Below are 12,949 nucleotides of genomic sequence, written 5' to 3'. Positions count from 1 at the left end.
CTGCTAGTATTGTTTCATTTTTGAACGGATTCTTGGATCAAAAAAAGCGTATAAAATGTCAATGACGACATTGACGATAGAAATCGTGATAGCGGTGTAGACGACTCCGCCCATGATTGCAGGAATATCGGGGATAAACTGCTTGTCCACGATATAGCTTCCAATCCCGTTGATATTGAAAACCTTCTCTGTCACAGCCGCTCCTCCGAGCATCGCACCGAATTGAAGTCCGATGACCGTAATAATCGGGATTAGCGCATTACCCACGGCGTGTTTCCAAAGCACTTGCCTGCGGGATAACCCTTTGGCCCGGGCTGTTGTAATATAATCTTCGTGGATGACCTCCAGTGTAGAAGAACGTGTCATCCGAGCGACTGCCGCCGTAAGGCCTGTTCCTAAGACGACAATCGGCATGATCATGGTCAATGCGTTCTGCGGATTATACGTAGCTGGGAGCCAGTGCAGCTTGATCGAGAAATTCAGGATGAGGACTAGCCCTTGCCAGAAGTTAGGGATCGACAATCCAATCAGCGCAATCAGCATAAACGTATAGTCAAAAAAAGAATTCGGCCGAGTAGCGGATACCAACCCGATCGGCAGGGCGATTAGTACCGCTACGATCGTGGAGATGACGGTTAGCGTCAGCGTCACGGGAAACTTCGCAGCGATGGAGGTGGTGACCACTTCGTTGCCTGCGAAGGACTTGCCTAAATCGAATGTCAGAATACCGCGGAACGTATGCCAAAGCTGAGTCAGATAAGGTTGATCAAGACCGTAAAGCTGATTAAACTTGGCAATCTGCTCTGCTGTAGCCGTTTCCCCGATGATGTTGGCGGCAGGATTCAGGGGCGATAGATAGAGAATGGTAAAGACCAGAAAGGCGACGCCAAAAATGACAAAAACGGTCATTACGAGCCGTTCAGCGATATATTTGAAATAGGCGTTGCTATAAATCAACATAAGTATGTACATGAGAACGCCGGGAATAATGGAGATAGCCAAAAACGCAGGGTGCCGGATCAACTGGGTGAATGTGTCGGCATAGGTGGTCTGCGATTTGCCGTTCCCATCTTGCTCAGCATCAAGGTGACGCAATAACGCTTCCTTGAACTTGATCGCCGTGATCTGGTTAGCTTCGCGATCCAGCTTCTCTGGCGAGACGGTCTGACCGAAAAACCCGTGCTTTCGTTCAAGCTGTTCCTTCGTGTCTGCGAGCAGTTGATCTCGATATCCGGAGGAAGTCCATTGCTGTTCTAACTTGTCCAAATTAGCCTTGTGCATACTCTTCTTCTTGTTGGACAGATAGACCACATAGACGATTAGATGCAAGGGAGCCCCCGCCAGCAGCAGCAGAAAGCGATAAGTAGGATGCAATAGCATTTTGAAAAAGATGTTCCCGAGTCGGTCGACTAGAGGTGAATCCATAGCTGAAGTGTGCCCGGTCAAGTTCGTATGCTCCTTTGTCGGTCAGTTTATATTGCATTATTCCGATCGATATAGTAGATTTTAAGAGTGGTAGCGGAAAATGTCAATGATCGTCGGAAAATTGTTTCATTTATTTGAAATATATATTTTTTTTATAGTTGCGATTCGATTAGCTTATATTTTAACATGTAATTACGAATGATAGAAACTTTCTTTTCAAGTTTATCCCAACTCAAAGGTGATTATATGACATCAATATTAGAAGTGAAGAAATTATCTGTCTCTTTCTACGGTCGCGAAAAGGAAGTTGAAGCGGTTCGTAACGTAAGCTTCTCAGTTCGTGAAGGCGAGACGCTGGGAATCGTAGGCGAATCCGGCAGCGGGAAGAGCGTTACGGCACGTACGATCATGAGATTATTACCATCACCTCCTTCAATGGTGAAGGGGGGAGAGGTCCTCTTCCAAGGACAGAACCTAGCCGATAAGTCAGATTTGGAGATGGAGCAGATTCGCGGTCGCGATATCGGCATGATTTTCCAAGATCCAATGTCCTCGCTGAACCCGACGATGCGCATAGGTCGGCAGATTGAGGAGAGTCTGATCAAGCATCGGAGACTTGGCAAGGAAGAAGCACAGCGGGAAGCAATTGAGATGCTGAAGCTAGTCGGTATCCCCCACGCAGAAGCACGCTACTATCAGTATCCCCATGAGTTTTCCGGTGGTATGCGTCAAAGGGTGATGATTGCCATCGCGCTTGCTTGTCGACCATCGCTGCTTATTGCGGACGAGCCGACTACTTCGCTTGACGTAACCATTCAGGCGCAAATTTTGCACCAGATGAAGGAGATTCAGCGCAAGCTCGGCACATCCATCATCTTGATTACGCATGATCTAGGTGTCGTAGCTGGCATGTGCGACCGGGTCGTGGTTATGAAGGATGGCGAGGTCGTCGAGACGGGGACGACGGAGGAAATTTTCTCTGCACCGAAGCATCCCTACACGGTACGTCTACTGAACGCACTGCCAAGGCTTGACGAGAAGAAGAAACCCAAACTAGTTTCCTCTTTCATCCGTTCGGCTGATGACCGCCCGTTGCTGGAGGTCCGGTCGCTTAGACAACATTTCAATCTAGGCAAAGGGCAGATCATCAAAGCGGTCAACGATGTCAGCTTTGACATCCGTGCCGGGGAGACGCTAGGCGTTGTTGGTGAATCAGGTTGCGGTAAGTCCACCACGGGTCGCACCATCTTGCGGTTAAACGAGGCGACAGGCGGAGAGGTGCTGTACAAGGGGATCTCACTGAATCGGTTAAACCGCAGGGAGATGAAGACGATGCGACGCTATATGCAGATGATCTTCCAGGATCCGTATGCTTCATTGAATCCACGCATGCGCATTACCGACATCATCGGCGAGGCGTTGGATCTCCACCGCATGACAAGCAGCAAGGGGGAGCGGCAGCATCGGATCGAGGAACTGCTTGATATGGTAGGTCTTAGCGCATCTCATGCTATGCGCTACCCGCACGAGTTCTCCGGCGGACAGCGGCAGCGGATCGGAATCGCGCGAACACTGGCAGTTGAGCCGGAGTTCATCGTCTGCGACGAGCCGTTATCGGCTCTGGACGTTTCCATCCAGGCGCAGATCGTCAAGCTGCTGGAGGAGTTGCAGCAGAGGCTGGGGCTGACGTACCTATTTATCGCTCACGACCTTTCGATGGTCAAACATATCAGTGACCGAGTAGCGGTAATGTACAAAGGCAAGATCGTCGAGCTGGCGGAGAGCGAAGAGCTGTATGCCAACCCGATGCATGCGTATACCAAGTCGCTACTTGCGGCGATTCCAGTTCCTGATCCGGCGGTAGAGTCTCGTAAGGCGTTCGTGCCACTCATTGATTCGACTATACAGGATCCGTACGGGCTGGAGCGGTCGCGGTTCGTCGAAGTGCAGCCTGGCCATTGGCTGGCTGTAAACGAATGATAAATGCAAGATGAGAAAGCGCGTCCCTTCATGGAGGAGGAGACGCGCTTTTTCTCGGGGCACCCAGCTAAATAGTTAAAAAGGGCATATTTCACAAAGAAACCAGCAACCCCTTGAGCTTGAGTTTGCTGGTTTTCCTGTACGTTTTACTCTATCGAGTGAACGCGTATTTTTTGGTATGGTGGACGAGGATGTTATGATAGAAGAACGAATACTTTAGATAAAGCGAATGAGCACGATGCACGGGGTGATAACAATGATCAACATCGGCCTAGCAGGTTGGGGTGACCATGACTTGGGCGGGAGCAAAGGGAAGCTGACGACGTACGGATCCCATTTCCCAATTGTGGAGGTAGATACCTCATTTTACGCCGTACAGCCTGAACGTAATTATGCGAAATGGGTTCAAGAGACACCCGCGAATTTTGGATTTATTATTAAGGCTTACCAAGGGATGACAGGACATTTGCGGGGAGAAAATCCTTTTGCAGGTGGGGCTGACCAGATGTTCGAGGCATTCCTGCAGTCAATCCGCCCTGTTCAGGAAGAGGGGAAGCTAAAGGCCGTGCTGTTCCAGTATCCACCGTGGTTTGCGTGCAACAAGGCCAATGTGGATGTGATTCGGGAGGCGAAGGCGAGAATGGGTGATGTACCACTCGCGCTGGAGTTCCGTCACCAGAGCTGGTTCACGGAGGACATGCGGGACAAGACGTTGGCCTTCATGAAGCGCGAGGGCTGGATGCATAGCATCTGCGACGAGCCGCAGGCAGGGATTGGATCCGTTCCGATCGTCCTGGAGGCCACGCATCCAGACATGACGATGGTTCGTTTCCACGGACGCAATGTCGGGGGCTGGGTGCAGACGAACGAGGCCAACTGGCGCGATGTGCGGTATTTGTATGACTACAATCCGCAGGAATTGTTGGAGTGGAAGGTGAGGTTGCTCCGCTTGCAGGAGCAGACGCGCGAGATTTGTATCATTTTCAACAACAACTCAGGTGGACATGCTGCGGGGAATGCGAAAACGTTGATGAGCATGCTGGGCCTGGACTACGAGGGGCTGGCGCCGAGGCAGTTGGATTTGTTCTAAGGGTTGTGAATGAGTGAGCAACCTGTGGGCCGGTGTTCTGTCGCGGAATTGTAGAAGACAGCGCTGTCTGACTAGATGACATTTGATACAATAGGATGTATGAGCAGATAAAAGGGGTGTGTGACAGGTGGTTGGTGCGGTCATTGGAAGTATTATAGCCATTGTTATTGTTATCGGGCTGACGATTTGGATCACGAAGAAGGCTTACTCTCGTAAATGGGAAGATGAGGAATAGTGGATTCGCTGTTGTGCAAATGCCCCTGTAGGAAGCAACTTACATGAACTGCTCACCTGCATGGGTACGTCGCCCGACGAAACGGAACGAGGTTCCGCTATGGCCAATAATGTGGCGAGTTTGTCAGAGTTGTGGAACGTAGTTCCCTTATTATGCCGTTTTAGGCGGAAGAACGCACTTTTGCGGAGAACTAGCGCACTCACGTTCCGTAACTTTGCCCAAATGGCTGATTTTGCCGAATTAGCGGAACGTCGTTCCGTACGGGATGTAGTTTTGCGGTAAAAACAGGAGGGTAGTTGGAGTAGTGCCTTAAGGTGTTGTCAGGTATACGCTTTCTTGCTATGATGAAGCTAGGACAAGCATGTAAACGTAAACATAAAGGTGGCTGGCCGATGAATCGCATGGAGGCCGAATTCAGTAACCTGGTGAAGGCGTATCGCAAGAGGCATATGGGCAAAGGGCCTGAACGTGTAACGACGACCTTCTGCAGAAGCTGGGCGATTTGTGAAATGGCAGGGAACCTTTCCCCTGTTGAGAAGTTTATGGCGAAGACGGGCGATGGCAGGCAAATGCTCCGCACGGCACGCACGGAAATGGTCAAAGAGATCTACAAGGATCATCCGCCTGTAGAGATGGAAGCGCTGCTCGGCGCCAAGTTCATCCAGCTGTTCGTCGATATCGATATTGAGCAGGATGTTGGCATGTCGGTATTCGTCTTTGATGAGGATTTAGAAAAGAAATTTGGTACAAGAACCGGATAACTAACCGCTCGTACATCTACATATACATAAGTAAGGTGCTTGGCACTTGGTAGCGAACCTGCCGGAGACTAACCACTGTGAGACAACCCGAGACTCTTCTCGTAAAGAGGGGCTTGGGGTTGTTTTGCGGTGGTTTTTTGCTTCTTAGGAGCTGAGGAGTATGGGGGATGAGTCGAATAGAATGGTGAGAAGCGGGTTTACATAGGGAAATGGGTTTGGAAACAAAACTTAAGACACAAAACAATAGATACTCGCAATGGGAGGCGTTTCACTTGGGGAAAACGAAGCACACTGGGCCGATCAAGCTGCCCGCGAAGCCGGACCCGAAGCTCTGGGTCAGTAAAATACCGTTCGGACTCGGTAAAGTAAAACCGAAACATATTCGTGAAACCGCCAAAATCGCTTGGCAAAATCGAGACAATCTGCCCTATGCGGTGAGGATTCTGACACAAGGGGTGTGCGATGGCTGCGCGCTAGGCGTGTCGGGGCTTTATGATCAGACGCTGGCGGGGCCGCATATTTGCACGACACGGCTGAACGTGCTGCGGCTGAATACGATGCCAGCCATTCGCGAGGAGCTGCTGCATGCGGACATTGACGAGCTCAGCCGCTTGAGCTCCACCGAGCTTCGGCAGCTCGGGCGCATTCCATATCCGCTCATCCGCATGAAAGGTGAGCGACGTTTCCGCCGTGCCACATGGGATGAGGCGCTGAATACGATTGCAACGAAGATGCGCGGGTTGAACCCGAAGCAGATGGCATTCTACTTAACGGCGAGGGGCATCACGAACGAGTCGTATTATGTGGCGGCGAAGGTGGCGAGATTGCTCGGCACGAACAACATCGACAATGCCTCGCGCATTTGCCACTCTCCGTCGAAGACGGCCTTAAAGCGCTCCGTAGGCGTAGGCGCTTCGACATGCAATTACAAGGACTGGATCGGCACGGACGTCCTTGTGTTCTGGGGCAGTGTGGCCGCGAACAATCAACCGGTCTCCACGAAATATATGTATGCGGCCAAACGCAAAGGGACGAAGATCATTGTCATTAACCCGTACTACGAGCCGTCGATGGAGCAGTACTGGATCCCTTCGATTGCCGAATCAGCGTTATTCGGCACAAAGCTGGCTGACGATGTATACCAAGTAAACATCGGCGGAGATATTGCCTTCATGAACGGCATCATGAAGGTGTGGTTCGAGATGGAGGCGCGCGAGCCCGGCTCCGCGATTGACCATGCGTTCGTGCAAGCGCACACGAACGGCATTGAAGAGCTGCGCGCCCACGTGGCGCAGCAGGATTGGACGACGCTGGAGCAGTCGTCCGGCCTCACCCGCGAGCGCATCAGCGAGCTCGCAGCAATCTTGGCGCGTGCCGCTAGCGCGGTTTTCGTGTGGAGCATGGGGCTCACACAGCACCGCTTCGGCACGGACAACATCTCGCAGGTGGCGAATCTCGCCCTCCTGCGAGGCTTTCTTGGCCGCGAGCACTGCGGGCTGATGCCCATCCGCGGCCACAGCGGCGTGCAGGGCTCCGGCGAGATGGGCGCCGATCCCTTCTCCTTGCCAGGCGGCGAGATGAGCAGCGCCGCCGACCGAGAGCGCATCGAGCAGCTCTGGGGCTTCGAGCTGCCGACATGGCAGGGTGACATCGTTGGTGTCACCCTCGAGAACGCGCTCCTGCCCGAGGAGCAGGAGCGGAAGCTCCGGCTGTTTTACACATCCGGAGGCAACTTCCTAGAGACTATGCCGGATCCGGAGTTCGTCCGGCAATCCCTCACAAACATGGATGTCCGTGTTCACCAGGACATCATTCTCAACACGTCCACGCTGCTAGACGCGCGGGAGGCCGTGGTGGTGCTGCCCGCCATGACACGCTACGAGCAGCCAGGGGGAGGCACATCCACCTCGACGGAGCGGATGGTGTACTTCTCGCCCGAGATCGCCGGTCCCCGCATCGGAGAAGCCCGCGCGGAGTGGGACATCTACGTCGATCTCGCTCGCCGCGTGAAGCCAGAAGCCGCAGATGGGCTTGGCTGCGGCAGTGCGGAAGCGATCCGCGCAGAGATTGCGCAGGCCGCGCCGAGCTACGACGGCATCCAGCACCTGCGTGGCCGCGGCGATGTGTTTCAGTCCGGCGGCGCATGGCTGTGCGAGGACGGCATCTGTCCGACGCCGGATGGCCGCGGCCGGCTGCTGCCGATTGAGCTTCCGGAGCTGCGGAAGCCGGAGGGGCACTTCGCGGTGACGACGCGCCGCGGTAAGCAGTTCAATTCGATGATCTACAGCGACATCGATCCCTTCAATGAAGCAGAACGCTACGATGTGCTGATGGGGCAGGAAGATATGCGCAGCCTTGCTTTACAAGAAGGCGAAGCCATTGTCGTCTATAACGGCTATGGCAGCATGCATGGCAGAGCCAAGCAGGCCGACATCCGAATGGGCAATATCGAAGTGCACTGGCCCGAGGGCAACAGCTTGATACCCAAAGGGGTATATGAGCCATTTGCGGGCATTCCGGAGTATAACACGGCCGTCATCGTCGAAAAGGCGGAAACGTACCACGCACACAAAGACACACGTTACGTGGAGAAGCGCATTTTAGAGCTGGAAACCGAAATGGAGGGATGAGCGTGGATGAGAAGGAGCTAGAATATGTGGAGTCTGAAAGCAGTTCGCAGCATAAAATCGGTGAAGTCACGCTTCCCGCAAGCTCCTTACCTGCGGATTCTTCCACCTCTCCATCACCATCAACCACTACGTGGTCTATTCATCGCTATAATGGTTCGGAGGTGCTTCCCGCAGAGGATACCATCGCGATTGAAGCGCCTTTGACAATCTTACTTGATGGCGAAGAATTCGCCACACTCGTCTACACACCAAGTGACACAGTCGATCTGGTTACTGGTTTTCTTGCTTCCGAAGGCATGATCCGATTCGTAGACCAGATTGAATCCCTAGCCATAGAGGAGGACCGCGGCTTCGCCCATGTGAAGCTGCGGCATCTTCATCAGCTGAGCCGTCAGATGGTGTCCAAGCGATTCATCGGCTCCTGCTGCGGGAAAAGCCGTCAGTTTTATTTTCACAATGATATGCGTACAGCCAAAACAGTGACAACCAAGCTGAGTCTAAACATTCCCCAATGCTTCCATCTGATGGGCGAGCTTCAGGAGCAATCGGCTGACTTTCGACTTACCGGAGGCTTGCATAATGCGGCCTTGTGCACGGCGAATGAGCTTCTTATTACCAGAGCGGACATCGGCAGGCATAACGCCTTAGATAAAATATTCGGACACATCCTTCGTGGGCGGATATCGGTTCGAGATAAGGTCCTTGCTTTCAGTGGAAGAGTCTCTTCCGAGGTTGTATTAAAGGCGGCCAAAATCGGCGTCGGGATTCTTTTATCCAAATCAGCACCAACCGATCTAGCCCTTCGTCTGGCTCATGATCTAGGGATTACGGTTGTTGGCTTCATTCGGAGGGACCATTTAACCGTGTATACGCATCCAGAACGCATTGCGGAATGTCGATAAATTTACCTTTTTGTGGAAATATTTATATTGTCTCTCTATCAGAAATGTGCTAGATTCTAGCTATTGCCAACTTTTGTTAAGAGAGGAACGACACAATGGGGAAATGGACAGCTTGGATGAAAAAAGGGGGCATACCGCTGGTCGCGGCCTTCGTACTGATGACGAGTTTGGCACAGCCTATGTCTTCGCATGTTTACGCAGCTGAAATCAATGCAGAGATTCCGCAGGTTATCGAGAAAGCCTCGCCTTCTGTGGTTGCCATTATTGGAAAGCCATCTTCCGAGATGGACAAATCGTTAGAGAAAAATCGCTTTAACCTCGCACACGGGACAGGTGTGATTGTGGCCTCAAACGGTGTCATTGTAACGAACGCACATGTTGTCAAAGATATGAAGAATATCGTCGTCGTAACCTCCGAGGGGACAACCTATCGCGGGCATGCCTCGAATATCGATGAGGAGAGCGATCTGGCACTAGTCAAAATCGACGCTGTCGGCTTAAAGCCGGCAACCTTCGCATCCTCTTCGGATATCAAAGTTGGGGAAACCGTGGCGGCGATTGGAACGCCGATCTCGTTCGCATTACGTAACTCCGTTACGGTCGGTATTGTCAGCGGTCTGGATCGCTCTGTGAGCTCGCAGTATCAACTGATTCAGACGGACGCAGCGATTAACCCTGGCAATAGCGGCGGCGCTTTAATTAATATGAAAGGCGAAGTAATCGGGATTAATACGATGAAATACGCCGATATTGGTGTGGAAAATCTCGGGTTTGCGATTCCTGTGGATACCGTGAAGTTTGTGTTAAAGCATTTTGAGCTGTATGGCAAAGTGAAACGAGCATATACAGGGTTAGAATTGGAAGAGAGCTGGGAGGCTGTTGTTGGCCTGCCAAGCTCGACGGGGTTAAGAGTGTCCTATGTTGACGCGGATTCACCTGCTGCTGAAGCGGGGATTGAACAAGATGAAATCTTGATCTCCGTCGGTCCAAGCGCTGTTAAGACACTCGTAGATTACAATGAGGCCATTAAAACCTATCTGCCAGGCCAATCGGTGGATATCAAGCTGCAGTTGGGAAGCACAACGCTTACCAAAACAGTGAAACTAGGCGAGCTGCACAACGCAGAAGCGACGTTAACCGAGGATCCCGATGGCGGAAGCTCCTTAGACGCGGATAGCGGCAAAACGAAGATTGGCGACAGCCACTTCGGCTGGTCGATGAAGTACCCGGCGGGTCTTGTCAAAAGACAACAATCCGATGACGGCGACTCGGTAAGCTTCGTCGATGCGAAAGGTGAATTCGCGCTTTCCATTCGCGTCGATAGCGATCAAAGCGATGAACTGTCGCCATCTGCGCTGTTGAATAAAGTAGCAGGTGGCGATGACAGTGAGTATTCGGGTTACGCGGATAGCGCAACGATTTTGGAGCGTCAGTACGTGAAGCGTGCAGACAGTCCTTATGCCAAAATCGTGAGCCGTTCAGGAGAAGACGGCTATATTCAGACGCGAGGTTACCAGCATGGCGGCCGCTTGTATACCGTGCAATTATTCGTAACCAAAGAACAGTACACGAATCGTTCTAAACAAAATAGCTATAATGATCTGTTGGACAGCTTTAAGCTAGCATTTAATACGGCTGATAACTCTCTGAAGGATATCTCCGTGTTCAATTCTGATGATGTGACGTACACCAGTGAATACGGGCTATCGATCGATTTGCCTGCGGCTTGGGAGCAGGATCATCGGGGAAGCACCTCCTTTTTCAATGAGGATTATTCGCAAACGCTCCATGTCAATGTGACCTCAGCTTCTTCGGGTGATACTCTTCAGGATTGGGTGGATCGGGAGATTGATGGGTTTGAAGCGCAATATACGGCGAATTATCGCCGTGTGGATAAGCCGGTAGAAGTAACCGTGGACGGTGTTCCGGCATGGCAGGTAGGCTTTGCGAGCTCCTTGGGGGGCGAGTGGTATGCGGGGCGTTCACTCTTCTTCATCAAAGACAAGTACAAATATGAAGTTCAATTGACCTATCCGCAGGATGAACATAGTGATGAGCTGGAGAAGATTTGGGATAACGTGGTGGCGTCTATCTTCGTGGATAAAGAGACGATGGATGGCGAGCTCGGCTTCATTCAGGATCTTGATGAACTTGCCGATCCGGATCGTACAGCACTGTACAAGAATGAGAAGTTCAACTATTCCGTGCGCATCCCTGAAAGTTGGACAACGAACCGCCCTTACGATGGCAACGATCAGGCGACGAAGTCCTTCAACTTCACAGGTGGTTACTTGCGTGTAGAGACGGATAGCAAAAAAGCTTACGCTGAAGTCCTGAAAGATGCCGAGGACGAGCAGAAGAAAAGTCATTCTAATGATAGTGACTACACATACACGTCAGAGGATGTTACGCTGTTCGGTGATGTGAAAGCGAAGAAGTATAAGGTGAGCTACTCGAAAGAGCATATCCCTTATTCCGAAACGGTGTATCTGTTTAATCGCAAACAAGTTACGTACACGGCGACGCTTCGGATTGATGCTGCGGTCAGCACGGATGCGAATGTGTCGCGGTTGGAGAAGGCGTTTGCTTCGTTCAGCTTTTTGAACGGTGCGGCGGGTGGGAAATAGAGCCTCGCTGGTGCGAGGGTGGAGCAGCGGGAATCGCTGCTTTTTCTGTTTTTCGGGGTGGATAGCTGTTTCGACTTCCCACTTCTATGGCGTGGAAAGCGGGGGATTTCCCATTCTCTAACCTTGGTGCTCTCCCGGATGTGTGCCAATATGCAGATACTTTAGTAGATGCGGAACGTCAGTTCGCTATTAGTCCAACTAGCTAATCAATAAAGCCCTCGAGATATCTCGGGGGCTTTGAGCTTTCTGCTTATCCAGCACTAGCAGCGCTAGCCTGCTGGATTTCAATGCGCAGCTCCTCGCGCTGGGACTCCTTGAGGATCGGGCAAGTGAAGCACTTGTTGCCTTCTTCTCGGCGGTAATACATACAACAGGAGGAGCGCATGAGAAGTTTTTTGCCAACCGCTTATGTTGTCTTACTTCCGATACAGTGCGTAGCCTGGATCTTCCGGCACGTCGATGGCAATGATCCGCAGGCCATGCACACTGCCCGCCTGCAGGTGAAGGGCTTCGCCTTCACTCACCGCTTGCGCAACCACAAAATCCTTGTGAGACAAGGTCTTCCGTTCTTGTTCTTGCCCTAGCTTTGTCCCCACCGATGCAACTACCCCCAAGCCTTCCCCGCGTATCACGAGGAACGCCAGCCTGTGTCCTGGCTCCAACTCATAGCTGAACGCTGCGCCAGGCTCAAGCTCCCAATCATACATCCGCGCATCGGTATCCAGTTGAATGGGAGCATCTCCGCCGATCACTTTTTTCACTGTGGCGCCAGATGCATGGCTAACAGGGAATTGTTCGTGCTCATATTGACGGTACGTAGCCGGCTTCTTCACGGTCTCGCTCAAATGCGGCTCGAACCAAATCTGCATCGCCTCGCTGCCCGCTTTGCGGAAGGCCTCGGAGTGGTAGACGCCCGAGCCCGCCTGAATCACTTGAGCGCCGCCATTCGTCACGGTTTCCAAGGAGCCGAGGGAGTCGCGGTGCTCCACAAGCCCGTCGATCACGTACGTGACGATCTCGAATGCTTTGTGCGGGTGCATGCCGATTTCCGATACATCGGATGCTTTGCCCCAAGCCCAGTAGAATAAAGGACCGACACGATCTACGGCTGTCTTTTCGCCGGGGAAGCTGATGGCCCGTTGTTCGACGAATTTTCCGCCATCAAATGCACCAACGCCTTGTTCACTAACCGAATATATATGAATGCTCATGAGAATCACTCCTTAACTATATTATATTTAACAACTTACTTTATGTAAGTAGTATATCGCCTTTTGCCCCAGATGTCAAAAGATTTTC

Annotated in this window: 10 protein-coding genes; 7 read left to right on the top strand and 3 right to left on the bottom strand. The window is 51.9% G+C overall.

Annotated elements, in window-relative coordinates; all coding sequences use genetic code 11:
• Positions 1-3 precede the first annotated feature (3 nt).
• Positions 4-1,446: an ABC transporter permease gene (locus AC58QC_RS24370; RefSeq protein WP_497417633.1), complete on the bottom strand. Its 1,443-nt coding sequence runs from the start codon at positions 1,444-1,446 to the stop codon at positions 4-6.
• A gap of 225 nt (positions 1,447-1,671) precedes the next feature.
• Between AC58QC_RS24370 and AC58QC_RS24365 the strand changes: the two genes are divergently transcribed.
• The 7 genes from AC58QC_RS24365 (at position 1,672) to AC58QC_RS24335 (ending at position 11,650) form a co-directional block, all read left to right on the top strand.
• A complete protein-coding gene (locus AC58QC_RS24365; protein WP_497417632.1) occupies positions 1,672-3,405 on the top strand; it encodes an ABC transporter ATP-binding protein in 1,734 nt (577 codons plus the stop codon).
• 256 nt (positions 3,406-3,661) lie between these two features.
• Positions 3,662-4,495 carry a DUF72 domain-containing protein gene (locus tag AC58QC_RS24360; protein ID WP_497417631.1) on the top strand — a complete coding sequence of 278 codons (834 nt, stop codon included), beginning with the start codon at positions 3,662-3,664 and terminating at the stop codon, positions 4,493-4,495.
• A 334-nt stretch (positions 4,496-4,829) separates the two neighbouring features.
• Complete coding sequence (locus AC58QC_RS24355) at positions 4,830-5,012, top strand: hypothetical protein (protein ID WP_497417630.1); 183 nt, start codon at positions 4,830-4,832, stop codon at positions 5,010-5,012.
• A 110-nt stretch (positions 5,013-5,122) separates the two neighbouring features.
• Positions 5,123-5,491: a Na-translocating system protein MpsC family protein gene (locus AC58QC_RS24350; RefSeq protein ID WP_497417629.1), complete on the top strand. Its 369-nt coding sequence runs from the start codon at positions 5,123-5,125 to the stop codon at positions 5,489-5,491.
• Between the two features lie 272 nt (positions 5,492-5,763).
• Entirely contained in the window at positions 5,764-8,121 is a 2,358-nt protein-coding gene (locus AC58QC_RS24345; RefSeq protein WP_497417628.1) for an FdhF/YdeP family oxidoreductase, read from the top strand.
• A 137-nt stretch (positions 8,122-8,258) separates the two neighbouring features.
• Positions 8,259-9,023, top strand: a complete 765-nt coding sequence (gene fdhD, locus AC58QC_RS24340; protein ID WP_497417657.1) for a formate dehydrogenase accessory sulfurtransferase FdhD — start codon at positions 8,259-8,261, stop codon at positions 9,021-9,023.
• A gap of 95 nt (positions 9,024-9,118) precedes the next feature.
• Complete coding sequence (locus AC58QC_RS24335; RefSeq protein ID WP_497417627.1) at positions 9,119-11,650, top strand: trypsin-like peptidase domain-containing protein; 2,532 nt, start codon at positions 9,119-9,121, stop codon at positions 11,648-11,650.
• Between the two features lie 250 nt (positions 11,651-11,900).
• On the opposite strand, the gene AC58QC_RS24330 is transcribed toward AC58QC_RS24335, so the two are convergent.
• The gene (locus AC58QC_RS24330; RefSeq protein WP_497417626.1) at positions 11,901-12,035 is read right to left on the bottom strand and encodes a (2Fe-2S)-binding protein; all 135 of its coding nucleotides are present in this window, start codon (positions 12,033-12,035) and stop codon (positions 11,901-11,903) included.
• 31 nt (positions 12,036-12,066) lie between these two features.
• A complete protein-coding gene (locus tag AC58QC_RS24325) occupies positions 12,067-12,861 on the bottom strand; it encodes a pirin family protein (RefSeq protein ID WP_497417625.1) in 795 nt (264 codons plus the stop codon).
• Between the last annotated feature and the right edge of the window lie 88 nt (positions 12,862-12,949).

This window comes from Paenibacillus sp. J22P51 (assembly GCF_059692215.1).
Note: the sequence above shows the minus strand (reverse complement) of the source record. Positions and strands in the feature narration are given on the sequence as shown.